17 protein-coding genes and 2 pseudogenes are annotated in these 18,839 nt (G+C 63.0%); 4 read left to right on the plus strand and 15 right to left on the minus strand.

The window, feature by feature from the left end; genetic code table 11:
- The first annotated feature begins 2 nt into the window (after nucleotides 1-2).
- From G5575_RS19685 to G5575_RS21380, 4 genes are all read left to right on the plus strand, one after another.
- Nucleotides 3-1,061: an ABC transporter substrate-binding protein gene (locus G5575_RS19685; protein WP_328765785.1), complete on the plus strand. Its 1,059-nt coding sequence runs from the start codon at nucleotides 3-5 to the stop codon at nucleotides 1,059-1,061.
- Entirely contained in the window at nucleotides 947-1,198 is a 252-nt protein-coding gene (locus G5575_RS19690) for a hypothetical protein (protein ID WP_328765892.1), read from the plus strand. Before G5575_RS19685 ends, G5575_RS19690 begins: the two co-directional genes overlap by 115 nt.
- A gap of 101 nt (nucleotides 1,199-1,299) precedes the next feature.
- On the plus strand, nucleotides 1,300-2,241 hold the full coding sequence (locus tag G5575_RS00565) for an oxidoreductase (RefSeq protein WP_164532649.1): 942 nt from the start codon (nucleotides 1,300-1,302) through the stop codon (nucleotides 2,239-2,241).
- 78 nt (nucleotides 2,242-2,319) lie between these two features.
- Complete coding sequence (locus G5575_RS21380; protein ID WP_164532650.1) at nucleotides 2,320-3,381, plus strand: HD-GYP domain-containing protein; 1,062 nt, start codon at nucleotides 2,320-2,322, stop codon at nucleotides 3,379-3,381.
- Here G5575_RS21380 and G5575_RS19700 read toward each other — a convergent pair.
- The 15 genes and pseudogenes from G5575_RS19700 to G5575_RS00635 all read right to left on the minus strand — a co-directional run bounded on the left by G5575_RS19700 (nucleotide 3,378) and on the right by G5575_RS00635 (nucleotide 18,691).
- Entirely contained in the window at nucleotides 3,378-4,400 is a 1,023-nt protein-coding gene (locus tag G5575_RS19700; RefSeq protein ID WP_235935479.1) for a branched-chain amino acid ABC transporter permease, read from the minus strand. The two genes, G5575_RS21380 and G5575_RS19700, sit on opposite strands and share 4 nt — an antisense overlap.
- 83 nt (nucleotides 4,401-4,483) lie before the next feature.
- A pseudogene (locus tag G5575_RS21385) lies at nucleotides 4,484-4,663 on the minus strand (branched-chain amino acid ABC transporter permease); the annotation flags it as partial.
- Entirely contained in the window at nucleotides 4,660-5,664 is a 1,005-nt protein-coding gene (locus G5575_RS00580) for a branched-chain amino acid ABC transporter permease (RefSeq protein WP_164532651.1), read from the minus strand. The pseudogene G5575_RS21385 and the gene G5575_RS00580, both read right to left, overlap by 4 nt.
- Before the next feature lie 5 nt (nucleotides 5,665-5,669).
- Complete coding sequence (locus G5575_RS00585; RefSeq protein ID WP_164532652.1) at nucleotides 5,670-6,374, minus strand: ABC transporter ATP-binding protein; 705 nt, start codon at nucleotides 6,372-6,374, stop codon at nucleotides 5,670-5,672.
- The gene (locus G5575_RS00590) at nucleotides 6,375-7,157 is read right to left on the minus strand and encodes an ABC transporter ATP-binding protein (RefSeq protein WP_164532653.1); all 783 of its coding nucleotides are present in this window, start codon (nucleotides 7,155-7,157) and stop codon (nucleotides 6,375-6,377) included.
- Nucleotides 7,158-7,262: 105 nt separating this feature from the next.
- Complete coding sequence (locus G5575_RS00595) at nucleotides 7,263-7,625, minus strand: methylglyoxal synthase (RefSeq protein WP_164532654.1); 363 nt, start codon at nucleotides 7,623-7,625, stop codon at nucleotides 7,263-7,265.
- Between the two features lie 15 nt (nucleotides 7,626-7,640).
- Nucleotides 7,641-9,149 (minus strand): globin-coupled sensor protein, encoded by a 1,509-nt coding sequence (locus tag G5575_RS00600; RefSeq protein WP_164532655.1) that lies wholly within the window; start codon nucleotides 9,147-9,149, stop codon nucleotides 7,641-7,643.
- A 171-nt stretch (nucleotides 9,150-9,320) separates the two neighbouring features.
- Nucleotides 9,321-11,060: a methyl-accepting chemotaxis protein gene (locus tag G5575_RS00605; RefSeq protein WP_207632951.1), complete on the minus strand. Its 1,740-nt coding sequence runs from the start codon at nucleotides 11,058-11,060 to the stop codon at nucleotides 9,321-9,323.
- 248 nt (nucleotides 11,061-11,308) lie between these two features.
- A complete protein-coding gene (locus tag G5575_RS00610; protein ID WP_235935480.1) occupies nucleotides 11,309-13,405 on the minus strand; it encodes a methyl-accepting chemotaxis protein in 2,097 nt (698 codons plus the stop codon).
- A gap of 165 nt (nucleotides 13,406-13,570) precedes the next feature.
- Entirely contained in the window at nucleotides 13,571-15,712 is a 2,142-nt protein-coding gene (locus G5575_RS00615) for a methyl-accepting chemotaxis protein (RefSeq protein ID WP_235935481.1), read from the minus strand.
- The gene (locus G5575_RS00620) at nucleotides 15,709-16,092 is read right to left on the minus strand and encodes a hypothetical protein (protein WP_164532657.1); all 384 of its coding nucleotides are present in this window, start codon (nucleotides 16,090-16,092) and stop codon (nucleotides 15,709-15,711) included. Before G5575_RS00620 ends, G5575_RS00615 begins: the two co-directional genes overlap by 4 nt.
- Nucleotides 16,093-16,317: 225 nt before the next feature.
- The gene (locus G5575_RS00625; protein WP_235935482.1) at nucleotides 16,318-16,527 is read right to left on the minus strand and encodes a response regulator; all 210 of its coding nucleotides are present in this window, start codon (nucleotides 16,525-16,527) and stop codon (nucleotides 16,318-16,320) included.
- Nucleotides 16,506-16,706, minus strand: a complete 201-nt coding sequence (locus G5575_RS19175) for a response regulator (protein ID WP_207632952.1) — start codon at nucleotides 16,704-16,706, stop codon at nucleotides 16,506-16,508. Before G5575_RS19175 ends, G5575_RS00625 begins: the two co-directional genes overlap by 22 nt.
- Nucleotides 16,707-16,801: 95 nt before the next feature.
- Nucleotides 16,802-17,852: pseudogene (locus G5575_RS00630) on the minus strand (protein-glutamate methylesterase/protein-glutamine glutaminase).
- Nucleotides 17,849-18,691 carry a CheR family methyltransferase gene (locus tag G5575_RS00635; protein ID WP_164532658.1) on the minus strand — a complete coding sequence of 281 codons (843 nt, stop codon included), beginning with the start codon at nucleotides 18,689-18,691 and terminating at the stop codon, nucleotides 17,849-17,851. Before G5575_RS00635 ends, G5575_RS00630 begins: the two are co-directional and overlap by 4 nt.
- Nucleotides 18,692-18,839 lie beyond the last annotated feature (148 nt).

The following is an 18,839-nucleotide window of genomic DNA, read 5'->3' on the forward strand; positions in this document are numbered from 1 at the left end:
CCATGTTCAAGAATACTCTGACCCTTGCGGTCGCTGCCTCCGCCCTGCTCGCCGCCGCACCGGCCATGGCGCAGGATACCGGGGCCACCATCGGCTTCATCGGCGGCTTCACCGGCCCGATCGAATCCCTCACCCCGCCAATCTTTGCCGGCGCCGAACTCGTGGTCAGCCAGGTCAACGAACAGGGCGGCATCCTCGGTGGCGACCTGACCCTGGTGTCCGCTGACGGCGCTTGCGACGCAACCGCAGCCGCCGCCGCTGCCGACCGCGTCATCAATACCGACAACGTCGTAGCCGTCGTCGGCGCCCTCTGCACCGGCGAAACCATCGGCGCCTTCAACGGCTCGGGTCTCTCGGGCAATGTCGTTTTCGTTTCCCCCGCCTCGTCCGCTCCGGCCCTGACTACGCTTGAAGACAACGACCTCGTCTACCGCACTACCCCCTCCGACGCGCTCCAGGGCGTCAAGATGGCGGATCTTCTGATCGCCAAGGGCATCAACGACATCGCCATCACCTACGTGAACAACGACTACGGCAAAGGCTTTGCCGATGCCCTCTCGGCTGCCTTTACCGCTGCCGGCGGCACCGTGGCAGCCAATGTCGCCCACGAAGAAGGCAAGGCCGACTACCGCGCCGAACTGGGCAACCTCGTTGCTTCCCAGAACCTCGTCGTCCTCGCGTATGCCAATGCTTCAGGCAACACCATCCTGCGCCAGGCTGTCGAGAGCGGCAACTTCACCACCTATGTCGGCGGTGACGGCATGGTCGGCGACGACCTTCTTTCCGGCATCGACGCTGCGGCCGTCGAAGGCCTGATCGCCACCCGCGCCGGTGCCCCCACCGGTGAATCGGTCGACCTCTACAACGCCTTCACCGCCGAAGGCTTTACCGCCAACGCAACCTATGCCCCCAGGCCTATGACGCGGCCTTCCTCCTGGCCCTCGCCATCGAAAAAAACGGCTCGACCGACCGCGAAGGCCTCTCGGCCGCGCTGCGCGACGTCGCGTCCGCTCCGGGCGAAACCATCCGCCCCGGCGAATGGGCCAAGGCCAAGGAACTGATCGCAGCTGGTACCGACATCAACTATGAAGGCGCTGGCGGCTCGCTCGACTTCGACGAAGCCGGCGACGTTGACGGCATCATCGTCGAACTCGCCGTCGAAGGCGGCGCCTTCGTCGAAAAGGGCCTGATCGAATAGTCTGATCTGCTCACCCAATCATGAAGGCCCGGGAGCAATCCCGGGCCTTTTGTTTCTGAACCATAGGCACAGGCTGTCGTTTGGCTGAAAAGGAGCCCGCCATGCCGATCACCTCGCCAGCCGAAATCCCCAATCTTTCCGGCAAGCTCGCCGCCGTAACCGGCGCGACCGGTGGGCTTGGCATCGAGGCGGCGCGCATGCTGTCCGGGGCAGGCGCCCACGTCGTGCTCATCGGCCGCAATGCCGACAAGGGCGCCGAGGCGATCCGCACCATTGCGGCGACGAACCCAAAGGGCACCGTTGCCTTCGAACAGATCGACCTTGCGGATCTCGCCGATGTTGCGGCGGGCGCGGCACGGCTCAGCGCCGAATACGATCACCTCGATATCCTCATCAACAATGCCGGCGTCATGGCGCCGCGCGAGCGCAAGACCACCAAGGACGGTTTCGAGCTTCAGTTCGGCACCAACCATCTAGCTCACTTCGCCCTCACGGGACGCCTCCTGCCGCTGTTGCAAAAGTCCGGCAATGCCCGGGTCGTATCAGTCGCTAGCCTTGCCGCCATGTTCGGCAAGATTGACTTCGACGATCTGGAAGCCCAACGCGGCTATGATGCCATGCGTGTTTATGGCCAGTCCAAGCTGGCCAATCTCCTGTTCACCGAAGAGCTGGGTCGCCGCAGCCTGCGCAACGATTGGAACATCACCGCAGTCGCCGCTCACCCCGGCCTAGCGCGGACCGACCTCGTCGCCAACGGCCCCGGCGAAGGCGGTATTGCCGGCGTCTTCGGCATGTTGCTCAACCCCATCTTCTCGCACTCCGCCGCCGAAGGCGCCCTGCCCCTGATCGTTGCGGCAACCGACCCCAATGTCAGCAATGGCGACTATTGGGGCCCAAAGGACTGGATGGGATTGAAGGGCAAGCCTGCCAAGGCCAAACCGCCCAAGGCAGCCGCCGACGCCGATGTCGCAAGGCGTCTATGGGAAAAATCTGAGCATTTGACCAAGGTCAGCTACCCGGAATCCTCCGGCGACCTTACCTGACAAAAAGCTTACGCGCCAAAATTCGCTTAGCACAGCTTTAAGTAGTTCCCGCTAGAACACTGTTTGCGGGAGGCGAATGTGCGCGACATCCAAGATCGTGGACTGCTCTATATTACCGAGAACACAAGTTCCTTCGAATACAAGGCCTATGGACGAGCCCTCGGCATCGAGCCGCTGGGCATAAGGGAGTTCAACACCGAGCACCTCAAGCTCGACCCGAACCTGATCTTTGACGTCGACCTCCGAAGCAACACCACCATGCACAAGCTCAAGACCATGCTGAACCGGCGTGGCACGGGCTGCCGCATCTTTTTGGTCGACACCTCAGCCCGCACCGGCATGGCCGGCGCCCGCATCCTCGATGCCGATCATGTCCTGCCGCCCCGCAGCGGCGCCGACGTCATCCATGCGGCTTTGCGCGAATTCCATGGCATGGTGGTCAAGCCTGAGATAACCCGCTCGGTCGATACGGGTATTGCCGCGCTCGACGGCGGTTTCCGCAGCCTCCTGCGCGACGAAATCTTCGACACGGCGGGGATGGAAAATGCCAGCAGCCAGATCATCGACGCCATCGACAGCGCCGGCGTCGACGACTGGATGGCCACTGTCCGCGGCTACCATGTCGGCACCTTCCAGCATTGCATGCTGGTCACCGCCACCGCGTCGAGCTTTGCCCGCCAGCTGGGCATGCGCCGCAGCGACGTGATCAAGGTCACCGCCGCCGCCCTTGTGCACGACATCGGCAAGTCCGCCATTCCCATCGAGATCCTCGACAAGAACGGACCGCTCACCCCCGCCGAAACGCAGACCATGCGCCATCACCCGGCGATCGGGCATGACTACCTGGCGCGCAAGAGCCGCATCGCTGCGGACGCCCTGCGCAGTGTCCGCTCGCACCATGAATTCCTGGACGGCAGCGGCTATCCCGACGGGCTGAGCGGCACCGAGATCGACGACATCACCCGCATCATCACCATCAGCGACATCTATGCCGCGCTGGTCGAGCGGCGAGCCTATAAGCCGCCCAAGAGCCCGGACGAAGCCTATGCCGTGCTCGAGGGCCTAGCTGCCAAGGGCAAGCTCGAACTCGCGCTCGTGCGTGCCTTCGGCAAGGTCTCAATCCACAAAAAGGCGGCCTAGCCGCGCTTGACGACCTCGGGGATCAACCCCTTGGGCGCAAAGCGCAGCGCGATGGTGATCACAAGGCCAAGCACGAAGACGCGCATCTGCGCCGATCGCGCTTCGATCTCGGGGATGGCGCCCCAGCCCACATTGCTCGACCACATCGAGACGAACTCGAACACGGCCTTGCTCAGCGGCTCCGAGATCACCCAAATCAGCCAGATCAGCACGGCCCCGAAGAGCGCGCCCCAGTTGTTGCCCGCGCCGCCGACGATCACCATGACCCAGATCAGGAAGGTGTGGTTGATCGGCTGGTAGCTCGATGGATCAAAGATCTGCACGAAGCTTACGAGCATCGCGCCGCCGATCCCCATTAGCACCGAGCCGAAAATGAAGATCTCGAGCTGGCGCGCCTTGACGTTCTTGCCCATGGACGAGGAGGCAATGTGGTTGTCGCGGATCGAGCGCATCATGCGGCCCCAGGGCCCGGCATAGGCGCGTGAGATCAGCCACAGCACGATGCCGAGCACCACCAGCGCCAGCACGAGGAACCCACCACGCGCCGCGACCAGGGCACTGAGATTATCCATGCCGCCGGCCTGGAAACTCTGCGGCAAGGGCGTTGGCCACGGGATCGGCGACACGGTCAGCGTACCGCGCGTCAGCCAATCCATGTTCTTGATCAGCGCCCGGATGATTTCGGAAATGCCGATCGTTGCGATAGCGAGATAATCGGTGCGCAGACCCAGCGAGATCTTGCCCACGATATAGGCGATGCCCGCCGCGAGCAGCCCGCCAAACAGCCAGCCCAGCACCGGATGGCCGCCCAGCCCGCCGACCCAGCCGCCACCGACTGCGGATTCGATATAGGCCGCAGCCGGATCGAGCTGGCTGCGATAAAGCACATAGGCAACGAACCAGGCAAAGACGGTGAGCACAGTCTTCCAGCGCCCGGTAATGCCGATCCGATCAGCCTTGCGCGCGCCATAAACGATCGCCGCGCCGGCTGCAAAGGCCAGCAGGGCGCGCCCCAGCATGGCCGGACCGTCCGACCCCAGAACACCGGATTGACCGGCGCCGAGATAAAGGTGACCGCCGCGCCGCCCACCATCAGAAAGCCCATGATGCCGAAGTTGAAAAGCCCGCCATAGCCCCACTGGATGTTGAGGCCCAGCGCGATCAGCGCGTAGGCCGCCGCTTCCACGAGGCGCGAGCTAGTAAAGGGCGCGCCCATGACCCAGCCGATCAGGAGGATCAGGACGAACAGGCCGGCAAACAGCGAAAGGGAACGCTGGATCATGACGAGGCTCCCTTGAAGATCCCGGTGGGCCGTACCAGCAGCACGACGACGAGGATCACGAAGGCGACGGTGAGTTTATATTCGGTCGGCACCAGCGCCAGCGTCGCGGGCAGCTGCAGCCAATCGGGCAGGACGCCGTTCAGCGGCCGCAACACCATGGTCCAGTTGAACACGGCAAGCGACTCGGCAAAGCCGATGAGCAGGCCGCCCGCAATGGCACCATAGGCCTGGCCCAGGCCACCGACGATGGCAGCGGCAAAGATCGGGATGATGATGTTGAACGCCAGGTCCGGCTTCAGCGTCACGTCCAGCGCCAGCATCGTGCCGGCCATGCAGGCCAGCGCTCCGGCCACGATCCAGGTTACCCGCACCACCAGCGCTGTGTTGATGCCCGAAACCTGCGCCAGGTCGGCATTGTCCGCCATGGCGCGCATTGCCTTGCCCAGCCGCGAGCGGGTGAGAAAGAAGTGCAGCGCCAGGACCGAAACGAAGGTCACGACGATCATGAACACCTGCGGCTCGGTGATCACCAGCGGGCGCGTCGAGCCGAGCGCCGAAAGGTCGATGCGGAACACATCCTTGGTTTCGGTCTCGAAGAACGAATATGACCCAGCGCCGAAGAACAGGCGAATAAGCCCCTGCACCATCAGCGTCACGCCGATCGAGGCGATTAGCAGGGTCACCGGCTTGGCCCCGCGCTTGCGCAGCGGCGCATAAAAGCCCTTGTCGATGCCGAGCGACAGAATGGCGGTGATGACCATGGCGATCGGCAACACGACGAAGCCCGTCGGAATCGGTGTCGTAATGCCCCAGGCCGCAAAGGCGGAGGCCAGGAGGAAGGCGATGAACGCGCCGCCGGTCATGAGCTCGGAATGGGCGAAATGCGCAAAGCGCAAAATGCCGAAGATCAGCGTGATGCCCACCGCACCCAGCGCATAGATGCAGCCGAGCACGAGGCCGGAAATGATCACCTGGTTGGTGAAGAAAACGAGTTCGGTCACTTCGATCAGCCCCCGAGGAAACTTTTGGCGACTTCGGGATCGGCGATGAGCTCTTGGCCGGTGCCGGTGAAGCGGTTCTGGCCGCCCGCGAGCACGAAGCCCTTGCTGGCAAAAGCCAGCGCCTGGCGGGCATTCTGCTCTACCATCAGGATGCCGACGCCTTCCTTGTTGACGCGCTGGATGGTCTCGAAGATTTCGATCACATAGCGCGGCGAAAGCCCAGCCGAGGGCTCGTCCAGCATCAAGAGGCTCGGCTTGCTCATCAGCGCCCGGCCCATCGCCACCATCTGCCGCTGGCCGCCCGAAAGCTCGCCCGCCGGCTGCCGCCGCTTTTCCGCAAGCACCGGGAACATTCCATAAACCCAGTTCATGGTCTGTCGAAAATCGTCGCGCCGGGTGAAGGCGCCCATTTCGAGGTTCTCCTCGACGCTCATTGAGGTAAAGACGTTCTTTTCCTGCGGCACGAAGCTCAGCCCCTTGGACACGAGCTTGTCGGGCAGCGAATTGGCAATATTCTCGCCACCGAAATCGATCGTGCCGCCGGTGACCTTGAGCAGGCCGAAAATGGCCTTGAGCGTCGTCGACTTGCCGGCGCCGTTCGGCCCGACGATGACGCCGATATCAGTCTTTTCGATAGCGATATTGACGCCATTGAGGATCGGCGCGCCGCCGTACCCGCCGACGACGTGCTTGAGTTCGATCAGGGCCATTTACGCAACCTCCACCGGAGTGCCGAAATAGGCCTCGACGATCGCCGGATTGGCGCGGATTTCTGCCATCGGACCCTCGGCAATCTTTTCGCCCTGCGCCATCACGATCACCGGATCGCAGAGCCGGCCGATCAGGTCCATGTCGTGCTCGATGACGAAGAAGGTGTAGCCGAGCTCGCGGTTCATGCGCTCGATATTGCCGGCGAGGTCGTTGAGCAGGGTCTTGTTGACGCCCGCCGCGACTTCGTCGAGCAACACCACCTTGGCATCGACCATCATGGTGCGGCCAAGCTCGAGCAGCTTTTTCTGGCCGCCGGAGAGATTACCCGCCAGCTCGTCGCGCACATGGCCGAGCTTGAGAAAATCGATGACGTCGAGCGCCTTCTTGCGCACCTCGATTTCGCGCGACTTGACGAGGCGCGGACGAAACCAAGTATCGATCAGATGCTCGCCCGGCTGGTCGCCCGGCACCATCATCAGGTTCTCGAGCGCCGTCATCTGGCCGAATTCATGCGCGATCTGGAATGTGCGCAACATGCCCACGCGGAAGAGCTCAAACGGCTTCCAGCCGGTCACGTCCTGGCCGTCGAAGATCACCTGCCCTTCATCGGGCGTAATATTGCCGGCCACCATGTTGAACAGCGTCGACTTGCCGGCGCCATTGGGCCCGATCAGCCCGGTGATGGAGCCGCGCCGGACCGACAGCGAGCAGTTGTTGACGGCCCGAAGACCGCCAAAGCGTTTGGAGACGTTGCGAACGTCGATAACCAAGTCGGAAGACAAGTGCCTGAAAGCCCCGATTTCCTGAAGGGATGCCGCCCGGTTTAATCCCGGCAAATTTGCGGCATCTGTTCATAGTCAAGGCTAGTGGTCAACGTTTCCGTTCGGTCAAATGGCCGCAAGAACCGCGTCTGCTGTGGATTTGTTGTTGGCCAGCATGATGTCGTAGAGCGTGGCGAGCCGCGTCAGCGCCTTGACGTCGACATCATGCGGTTGCGCCGAAAGCGGATCGATGAAGAACACCAGCACATCGAGCCGCCCCTCGCAGATCATGGCGCCCAGTTGCTGGTCCCCGCCGAGCGGTCCGCTTTTCAATAAGGTCACGGCAAGGCCGGTCTCGGCCGTGACCCGCGCCCCCGTCGTGCCCGTCCCCCAAAGCTCGTGTAGCGCCAGTTGCGCCTTGTGCGTCTCGGCCCAGCGGCAGAGTTCGTCTTTGCGATCGTCATGCGCCACAAGGCCGATGCGTGCCATAAAAGCTCCCTGCGCTTAGCCGGCTCGGGCCAGCTCTTCCTCCGTAGTTTGCGCATCAAACAAGCGCATGACAACGTCCAGCGCTTCGATTTGCAGACTTGTTTCGCTGAGCGCTGCGTTTGTCTGCTCGCCCAGGACCGCATTGTGCTGGATGGTCTCGTGCATTTCGCGCAAGACGATGATCACCTGTTCGAGCGCATCCACCTGCGCGCGCCCAGCCTTTGCCACGGCGTCCACCGTCTGCGCGCTTTCCGTTGCATTGCCGGTGATCGTGCTCAGCCCATCCAGCGCCCGCGATACAAGATCGATGCCCGAACGCACCTTGCTGTTGCCGGTCTCGACCAGCGTGCGTCCCGTTGCCGAAGCTTCCGCCGCCCGCTGCGCCAGTGCCCGCATCTCCATCGCGACATCGCCAAAGCCGGTACCCGAGGGTCCAGAATTTGCGGCCTCCACCGATGCCTTGAGCGCCAGGAGGTTGCTTTGAAACGCCATGTCATCGAAGAGTTTGACCAAGCCGGTAAGCTGCTCATTACCCTCGACGATCGCCGCCAGCGACGTGCTCGCCTTGCGCATCGCCTCGCCGCTCGCCGAAGCGCCCTGGATCAGCCCTTTGGTCAGTTTGCCTGCCGCCGAAAGCCGCTTAGCATTTTCGGCAAGCGTCGTTGCCAGCTGCCGGATCATGTCATTGGCCTGGTCGATGGCAACAGCCTGCTGCAGCGTCCTTCCCGCCAAGTCACCAGCACTGGCCGAGATGTCACCGGTCGAGCTGCGCAGCGAATGCGAGGTCGTGCGCAGTTTCAGCAGTACCTGCGCCAGCCGGTCGGCCACCGCATTGGCGCTGTTGCGCACCTCTTCGAATTCGGGCTCCACCGCATCGGTGAAGCGCTCGTCGAACTTGCCGCCGGCCACAAGCCGCAGCGTCTGTCCCGTTGCCTCCGAGGCCCGGCGCATGCGGGCGCGAATGCGCTCCTCGCCAGCCCGCGCATCCTCGTTGACCCGCTTGATATGCGATGTGGCAACGAGATCGACGTCAAGCAACACCGCCTTAATCACGCCGGCCAACCCCTGCGCCATGGCATCGGCTTCCGCAAGGATCGCCTCGGGGTCGCGCTGCGCCGAAAGCCCGAGCCGGTTCTTGCGCGGTTTCAACGCTTCTGCCAACACGTCCTGCACGACGCCGCGAATGATGATCTCCAGCATCACGCCATAGCCACCCACATGCCAGCGCGGATCGAGCTTCAGCCGCGCATGCCGGTGCCCCAGCCGCTGGCTGCCTTCGGCGCTGTGTTCGTCAGCCTTTCCACCCAGCACCGCTCGCACCTGCTCGGCCTGCCGCGCCCCGCCGGTTTCGAGCTGATCCTTGCCGAACAAAAACCGCACCGAGCTTGGGATCAGCCCGCCGCGGTCCTCCTTGAGCGCCACCGGCAAATGCCTCTCGAGCAAAGGCTGCAGCTGCTCAATCCGGGCACGCGCCTCCTCATCAAGGCCCAGATATTCGACACGGCCCTGAAGCTGGTCTTGCATCGAAACTTCTCCTGACAGTCGGGCGATCATCGCCACTCCCATCAAGCCACCCGACCCTCCAATTATGGTTAACGAATTGCTACCGGCATCTACGTAGACGCCGCGTAAAGCCCCAAAAACAAAGACCCCGGCGCATCGGCCGGGATCGTGATCGTTAACGCCGCATGTAGCTCAGGCTTCGAGCCACCCACCGCCGGCGACCTTGACCAGCCGCGGTCGTGCCTGCCGCGCTTCCGGCGCATGACCGGCAATACGGAACACTTCGACGATCCGGTCGAGTTCCCCGGCCTGCGCCTCGGTCTGCTCGATCGCCGCATTGGTCTGCTCCACCAGCGCCGCATTGTGCTGGGTCATTTCGTCCATCTGCCGCACGGCCACGGTGACCTCTTCGAGCGCACCCGACTGCTCGCGATTGGCGCGGGCGATCTCGTCGATCAGCCCGGCGCTTTCCTCGGCGCCGTGGAGGATGTCGGACAGTTTTTCCGCCGCCTTGCCCACCAGCTGCGCCCCGGTGCGCACCTCTCCGGCACTGGTTTCGATCAGCGCCTTGACGTCCGCCGATGCCCCTGCCGCCGATTGCGCTAGGCGCCGCACTTCCACGGCCACCACTGCGAAGCCCTTGCCGGCGTCCCCCGCTCGCGCCGCCTCGACCGAGGCGTTGAGCGCCAGGAGATTGGTCTGGAAGGCGATGTCGTCGATCATGCCGATGATATTGGAAATCTTGCCCGACGACGCCTGGATCGCCGACATGGCCTCGGTCGCCTCGCCCATCACCGCGCCGCCGTCGGTTGCACTGCGCGCCACGAGCCGCGCCTTTTCGCTGGCCGTCGACGCCCTTCGCGCGTTCTCGGTGACGGTGGTCGAAAGCTGCTCGACCGATGCCGAGGTTTCCTCGATCGTCGCCGCCTGCCGCGTCGTGCGGCTTGAGAGGTCGTTTGCCCCCGACAGGATTTCCGAGGTCGCCGTGCGCAGCGCCCGCGACGCCGATCGCAAGCTCGAAACGATCTCCTCGAGCTGCGTCAGCGACGTATTGAACGCCTGCCGTAAGGCCTCGTATTGCCCGGTAAAACTGCGATCGATCCGCCCGCCCAGATCCCCTTCCGCCATCCTCGCCAACGAAGCGGTCAGCTCGGCAATGATCCCCTCGGAGCGCTTGCGCTCGGTAATGTCGGTGGCAAACTTGACCACCTTCACGATCTTGCCGCAGGCATCAAAGATCGGATTGTAGGACGCCTGGATCCAGATTTCCTTGCCGCCCTTGCCGAAGCGCTGAAATTCGGCGGCCACATATTCCCCGCTCCGCAGCTGCTCCCAGAAGCGCCGATATTCGTCGGACTTAGCATAGGCCGGGTCGCAGAACATCGAATGGTGCTTACCCACGATCTCGTCGAGCCCATAGCCGACGGTCGCCACGAAATTCTCGTTTGCCTCGATCACCGTGCCGTCGAGATTGAACGCGATCACCGCCTGCACGCGCGAGATCGCGTCGATCTGCGCCTTCCGGTCCGCCGCCTGCTGCATCTGCGCGGTAATGTCGGTGGCGAACTTGATCACCCGTACCGGCTTGCCGGACCGGTCGAGCACCGGATTATAGCTTGCCTGGATCCAGACTTCCCGCCCGCCCTTGGCAAAGCGCCGGTAGATCGCGGATTGAAATTCGCCCCGCGCCAGCTGCGCCCAGAACGCCTTGTATTCGGCGCTACCGGCAAGGTCGGCGTCGCAGAACATCGAATGGTGGCGCCCCGCGACCTCCTCGAGCGAATAGCCCATGGCATCGAGGAAATTGTCGTTGGCCGTGACGATCGTGCCATCGAGTTCGAACTCGATCACTGCCTGGCTGCGCATCATCGCGGCGACCTTGGCGGCGTTGCTGCTGGCTAGACCCGACCGACTGAAAGATAAAATGCCCATTCTTGAGACCCTTGAGCCGCCCATTCTGCGACATGGGACCAAGTTTGAGCTAATCCTGGTTAACGGAGACCTGCTGGGCCTCTAGAGATTACCCTTAGAGGCAAATTGTGAATTGTGTTACGCGAAACTTGCGGCGAACTACTCAAGCTGCAGATCCCGGTCTTCTCATTATACGCAATATATAACACAGGCTAAAAGCAAACGCCGCCCGTGAAGGCGGCGTTCGATTTACTTGCTGCGATTCGAAACTAGAATTCGGACCAGTCCGCCGCGATCGCTGCATTGCCCTGGCTGAGATAGGATCGAGCCGCACTGCGCACCCTTTCCGTTTCCGCCCGCGGCGCCAGCTGCCGGCGCTGCACCGGCGCGGGTGCCGGAGCAACGTCCCGCTCCGCTTCCTCGTCGCCGATGGTGAAGATATCGACCACCCGGTCGAGTTCGGTGGCCTGCGCCTCGGTCTGCTCGATCGCCGCATTGGTTTCTTCCACCAGCGCCGCATTGTGCTGCGTCATCTCGTCGAGCGTGCGCACCGCGACCCCCACCTGGTCAATCGCCGCCGCCTGCTCCTGGCTCGCCTTGGCGATCAGCTGCATCAGCTGCGCATTGGCCGAGACCGCGCCCAGCATGTCGCGCAACTGCCCTGCCGCGCTCGACACCAGGTCCGAGCCACCCTTGACCTGCGTGGCGCTGGCCTCAATAAGCGCCTTGACCTCCGAGGACGCCTGCGCCGCCGATTGCGCCAGCCGCCGCACTTCCACCGCCACCACGGCAAAACCCTTGCCGGCGTCGCCCGCCCGCGCCGCTTCCACAGAGGCGTTGAGCGCGAGGAGATTGGTCTGGAACGCGATATCGTCGATCATGCCGATAATATTGGAAATCTTGCCGGAAGACTGGGTGATCCGCTCCATCGCCGCATTGGCCTGGTCCATTACCTCACCGCTCTTGGCCGCATTGGTGGAAACCGCCGTCGCGCTTTTATTGGCATCGTCGGCCATGCGCGCGTTTTCGGCCACCGTCGTCGCCAGCTGCTCCATTGCTGCCGAGGTTTCCTCGATGGTCGCCGCCTGCTTGGTCGTGCGTTCCGAAAGATCGTTGGCGCCTGAGAGGATTTCGCCCGTCGCCGTCTTCAGCGCCCGCGAGGTGACGCGCAGCGAGCCGATCACGTCGCTGAGCTTTTCGGCCACCGCATTGGTGTCTTCCTTGAGCTTGGCGAAGGACCCCTTGTAGTCCCCCACCATGCGCTGCGTAAGATCGGCATGCGCCATCGCCGACAGCACCTGCCCGGTTTCGGAAAGGCCTCGATCCACCGTCTCGACCAGCGCATTGACGCTTCCGGCAAGACTGTTGAGCTCGCGATCCGGGAATTGCGCATGGACGCGCTTGGAAAAATCGCCGGCAATCGCCGCATCAACCACTTCGCCGAAGGCTGCCTGAAGTGCCACCATCATGTCGGTACGATCGATGCGGCGGCGTTCGGAGGCGGCGCGTTCTTCCTCGCTCATCGTGCTCATCTTGAGCCCGTTTTCGCGGAACACTTCTACCGCCCGCGCCATCTCGCCAATCTCGTTGCCGCGCGGGCTGAACAGCACCGCGACGCTATGGTCGCCTGCAGCGATCTCCTTCATGACGCCCGCAAGAACCGGAATGGGCCGCATCATCTGCCGCGAGAGCGCCCAGCCGATAAGCCCCAAGGCCGCCAGCGTCGCGCCACTCACAAGGAGGATCAACCGCAAGGTATCGTAGATCACACCATCGACCTGTGCGCGATCGAGCCCAACGAACAACAGGGCCAGCGGCTTGCCGGCGCGGCTGAGAATGGGCTGGTAGGCCGTGTAATACTGCGTGCCGGAAATCGTGTCTTGGCTGAACAGCGGCGCCCCGGCGGCTGCCGGTTCGAAAAGCGGATTGTCGGCCCCGACCACGGCGTCGATCAGCCGATTGCCCTCCGCATCGGCAATAGTCGTGGTCTGCGCCGCATATTCCTGCGTTGCTTCGTTGAAAATATAGATCGCCGCCGCGCCACCGGTGACGCGGGCGATGGAGTCGACGATGCCGTGGTCGCTGAACTTGCCCGGCATGCCGAACACCGAAATGCCGGCAATCTGCCTGCCGTCTTCGGACCAGGTCACTTCTGCCCCAGGCAACTGGTTCTGGAGGATTGTCGCCGCGGTTTTGAGATCGATCTGCCGCTGCGCCTCGGCGGTCTGCTGCGCCGAAGCGCTGAGATTGATGAAGATGGCGGTACTGACCACGGCAATTGCCACGGTGATGGAAGACACCACCAGAGCCGCAATCATGGTTGTTAGCTTGGTATTGCCAAGTTTTTGGCCCACCCACTTGAACATCGACTTTCCCCCAAGTCATCGCGCAGCGTCGCGACCTGTCGTTGCGTCATGCGTAACAGTAACAATGCCGGCTTAACCGAGCGTTATCTATGCAGCGCGCGCCCGAGCAAGATCACGCAAAACAAGGGCGCTCGCGGCGCCCCTGCAGATTAGTGATTGAAAAGATCAGAACTCGTTCCAATCCACGTCGAGCGCCGCATTGCCCTTGCTGAGGTAAGAGCGCGCTGCTGTCGAAAGCTTAGCCTGCAACCCGCGTGCGCCTTCCGCCAAGGCCCTTACCGGGCTGGGCGCAGCCACCGGCTTCGGCGCCGGCGCACGCTCTTCGAGCGCAAAGATATCGACGATGCGATCAAGCTGGGCGGCCTGCGCTTCGGTCTGCTCGATCGAAGCGTTCATTTCCTCGACCAGCGCCGCATTGTGCTGGGTCATCTCGTCCATGGTGCGGACGGCAGTATTGACCTCTTCGATCGAGGCCGCCTGTTCACGGCTTTCATGGGCAATGCCATTCATCAACGCGCTCGACGACCGCGCCGAATTGAGAATCTGCTCGAGCCGCTGCGCCGCATCGGCCACCAGTCGCGAACCGCCCTTGACCTCGGTGGCGCTCTGCTCGATCAGCGCCTTGACTTCGCTCGAAGCCTGCGCCGCCGATTGCGCGAGGCGTCGCACTTCAACCGCAACCACGGCAAAGCCCTTGCCCGCTTCGCCCGCCCGCGCCGCTTCCACCGACGCGTTGAGCGCAAGGAGATTGGTCTGGAACGCGATATCGTCGATCAGCCCGATGATGTTGGAAATCTTGGCCGACGACTGGGTGATGCGGTCCATGGCATCGGTCGCCTTGCCCATAACCTGGCCGCCTTCTTCGGCGGTCTGCGTCACCCCGCTTGCCACCGTCGAGGCTTCGCGGGCGCGCTCGGCATTCTGCAACACCGTTGCTGCCAGCTGCTCCATGGCTGCCGACGTTTCCTCGATGGTCGCCGCCTGTTTGGTGGTGCGCTCGGAAAGATCGTTGGCGCCGGAAAGAATCTCGCCCGTTGCGGTCTTGAGCGTGCGCGACGTGTCGCGCAGCTGGCCCACGATATCGGTCAGCTTGTCGGCCACCGCATTGGTGTCGGCCTTGAGCCGCGCAAACGCCCCCTGGTAATCGCCTTCCATGCGGATGGTGAGATCGGTATTGGCCAGAGCCGAGAGCACGGTGCCGGTCTCGGACACGCCGCGATCGACCGTTTCGACCAATCCATTGACCGAACGCGCCAGCGTATTGAGTTCGTCATCGGGAAATTCAGCATCGACGCGGCGCGAGAAATCGCCGGCGATTGCCGCGTCTACGACCTGCCCGAAAGCCCGCTGCAGATCCTGCATCATCGCGGCGCGCTCGGCCTGCGTCGCAATGATCCGCGCCGCCTCGGCTTCGGTCATCTCGTTGACCTTGAGTGCGTTCTCGCGGAACACTTCCACGGTGCGCGCCATGGCACCGATTTCGTCATGGCGATGCTGGCCGGAGATATCGACCGAGAGTTCGCCCTGCGCCAGCGCCTCCATCGATCCCGTCAGCCGGCTGATCGGGCGGCTCACCGAGCGCGCGATGACGTAGCCGAGCAGCGCTGCAACCGCGAGCAGAGCACCACCCACGACCAACATGGTGTTGCGCATCTCGACCACCGGCGCCATCACCTCGGACTGGTTCTGAATGGCGGCCACGACGAGATCGACGCCAGCCACGCTGATCGGCAGCGCCATGACCGATGTCGGCGCGCCGCGGAAGTTGACGAGGCCGCTGGCCTTTTCGCCGGCCAGCGCCGCTTCGAAGGTCGGATCGCCTTGAACCGAGGAGACCAGCACGTCATTGGCCATCGAGAATTTCGACTGCGTGCGCATCAACCCGTCTTCGCCGACGACGATGACTTCGCCTGTCTGGCCAAGGCCATCGATGCCGGCGATCTGCTTGGTCAGCGCCGGCGCCTGGATCTGCAAGGCCATGGTCCCGACCACGGCATCGCTCTTATAGACCGGCATCACCATGAAGCTTGCCGCCTTGTTTCCGATCGGACCATAGGTCTCGAAGTCGGAATACTGCGCCATGCCCTCGGGCAGACCGGGCGCAGAGGCGACTGCCTTGGCGAAGCCCGTCGCCGCAAGCGCCGGATCGGCCACGAAGTTGAGCGCAAAATCTGGGTTCTTGGCGGTCGAATAAACGAGGTTTCCCTCGAGGTCGAACAACAGCACGTCGCTATAGCCGCGCTCCAGCATCAGCCCGCGGAAGCTGGGATGGAAGCGCTTGTGCTGGGTATCGTAGCTGCCGGTCATGCCCCCGACGTATCCATCAGCCAACGCTTGGACTGGTCGGGATTGTTGAAAACAAACGTCTTCTGGAATTGTTCAGCCGCCTTGTCGCCCAACCCGCTCTTGAGCTCGTTGTAGGAACGCGTCAGCTTCTCGACCGCGTCGATGGTTTCGGCGCGTTGGGTGAAGAGCCGCAGGTCGCCCTCGACCATGGCAAAATAATCGTGCACCCGGTCGCGCGCGCTCGACAGCGATGCCGTCATCGCCTGTTCGCGCTGCACCTGCACGGTCGAAAGGCCGATCATATAGCCCGCGATGCCGATGCCGACGCCCACCGTCATCGCCATGCCCAACAGCGCCAAAGGCAGCTTCTGCGAAATCTTAAGACGCGACAGCACGCTCATGGCTCAACTCCACCCAAACACTGCCGCCCCTGCCCAGCTCGGTGCAGAATTCGCGCTTGAGCGCGTCCAGACGGCTTTCCCCATCGGCCATGTTAGGCCGACTGAAACGATACCGCGGGACGATTAACCCCTGGTTACGGGGAAATGCTGAGGCTTGAAACGGACGAGCTTGAAAGCAAAAGGCCGCCTCTTGGGCGGCCTTTGACAATTCCAGTGTGGAAGAGATCAGGTCAGCGCGCCGATCACTGCTTCGATGCGCTTTTTCATCGTCATCGCGTCGAACGGCTTGATGATGTAATTGTTGACTCCGAAGGAGATGGCTTCCTTGACCTGCTCCTTGTCGGAGCGGCCGGTGGCCATGATGAAGGGCATGGTCTGCGTCCGCGGATGCTTGCGGATCACCTTAAGGAGGGTCAGCCCGTCGATATCGTCCATGTTCCAGTCGGAAATGATGAGATCGACATTGCTCTTTCGAGCTTGCCCAAGGCATCGCGGCCGGACTTGGCCTCGATGATGTCCTTAAAACCCAGCTGGTTGAGAATATACTTGGCGATACCGCGCATCGACTGCTGGTCATCAACGATCAGGACGCTGACTGCGCTTGCTTTTGGCATGGACTCGTTACCTTTACCGACGCCTGGGCTCTAGAAACCCGCACCTGACGCCAACACTAAGGTTCAAGCGTTACAAATCTCTCAACCCGGCCTGCTCAAGCTGCCGACTTGAGCCGAACCAGCGCATTGGCCAGACGCGAGGCAATCTGCTCCACCGGCGCCTGTTCGATCACCGCGCCTTCCTCAAAGGCGACGCGCGGCATGCCATAGACTAGTGCCGAAGCCTGGCTCTGCCCCACCGTATAGGCACCGGCATCGCGCATGAGCTTGAGCCCGCGCGCGCCATCGCGACCCATTCCGGTCAAGATCGCGCCGACCGCCATGGGCCCCACGACCTTGGCAACGGATTCAAACATCACGTCGACGCTGGGCCGGTGCCCGCTTTCCAGCGCTTCCTGCCCCAGCCGGCACTTGAGCTGCCCCGACGAGCGCTCGACCCGCAAATGATAGTCGCCGCGCGCCACATAGGCATGACCCGCCAGAAGCGGCATGCGGTCCTCGGCCTCCACCACTTTGAGCGCGCAAAGCTCATCGAGCCGCGCCGCAAAGCGCCCGGTAAAGCCCGGCGGCATGTGCTGCGCGATAACCACCGGCGGGCAATCGGCCGGCAGGGAACCGAGAACTGTTCGGATCGCCTCGACGCCGCCGGTCGATGCCCCGATCGCGATCAGCGACCCTTCGGGCGCCGCAGCGCTACGCACCGGCACCTTCGGCGCCTCGGCCCGGCTGGCCGACCGGCCCCGTACATCCGACTTGGCCGCCGCCCTGATCTTGTCGCGCAGGCCTGCGCCAAAGGCATCGAGCCCGCCGGCAAATTCCGCTGGGCTTGGCAACGAAATCCACCGCGCCCAATTCCAACGCCAAAAGCGTTTCGCTCGCACCGCGCTTGGTCAGGGTCGACACCATCACCACCGGCGTCGGCCGCAACCGCATCAGCTTTTCCAGAAACGCCAGCCCGTTCATGTTGGGCATTTCGATGTCGAGCGTCACGACGTCGGGATCGAGCGTCTTGATCTTCTCGCGCGCCTCGATCGGGTCCACCGCCGTGCCTACCACGGTGATGTCGCCATCGCGCGTCAGCATGCGCCCGAGCACCTCGCGGATAAGCGCCGAGTCGTCGACGACCAGAACCTTGATGCTCATCATGCAGCTCTTCTGTTCAGTTTTTCTCGAGACTGGTAGATGGTCTTGCCCACCAGCCGGAAACCCTCGCCACCCGATCCGAGATTTTCGGAGTGGCCGATGTATAAAAAGCCTTCCGGCGCCATCATCCCGGCAAAACGGCCGAAGACTTCGCCTTGGGTGGGCTTGTCGAAATAGATCGCTACATTGCGGCAGAAGATGGCGTCGAACGGCCCCTTCATCGGCCAGGCCTGGATGAGGTTGAGCGGCTTGAACGCCACTAGCTCCCGCGCTGCCGCCGGAATGATCAGCGACCCGTCGCTGCCGCGCTCAAACAGCCGCGCCCGCTCGGCGCTGAGCCCCGAAAGCTCGCCCTCCGGATAAACGCCCTTGTCCGCCTTGGCGATCACCGCCGTATCAATATCGGTGGCGAGGATCTTGAAATCCCAGCGCCGCAAATCCGGAAAAGCCGCTAGCAGGTCCATGCCGATCGTATAGGGCTCCTGCCCCGTTGAGCAGCCCGCCGACCAGATGCGCAGCCGCGTGCCCCGCGGCCGCTCTGACAGCAGCGTTCCGACATAGCTGCGCAGATGGTCGAAATGGTGATCCTCGCGGTAGAACCGCGTCAGATTGGTGGTCAGAGCGTTGACGAAATCCTGCCCGTCCTGCGCCGAACCGCCGCGCTCGAGGTAATCGATATAGGCATCAAAGCTTTGGAGCCCGAGCGTACGCACGATCTTGGAGAGCCGCGACAGCACCAGGGTTTTCTTGGCATCGCTGAGCGAAATACCGGCGACCGTGTAGACGCGGGCCTTGATCCGCGCGAACTCACGCTCGCTGAGGGAGAGTTCTCCCTGTTCCATGCAACTACCCCTCTGCGCCGGGCAAAGATCCGGCTAGCCTGCCGCCCGCCGCAACAGGCCGGCCCCCGGCCAATCGCGCTGCTCTTGGGCTGATCAACAGCAAAGGGGCGCATCTCTAGCGTCCCGTTGCTCTCGTCTGCACCAATAT

This window comes from Devosia aurantiaca (assembly GCF_011058215.1).
GTDB classification, from domain to species: Bacteria; Pseudomonadota; Alphaproteobacteria; order Rhizobiales; family Devosiaceae; genus Devosia; species Devosia aurantiaca.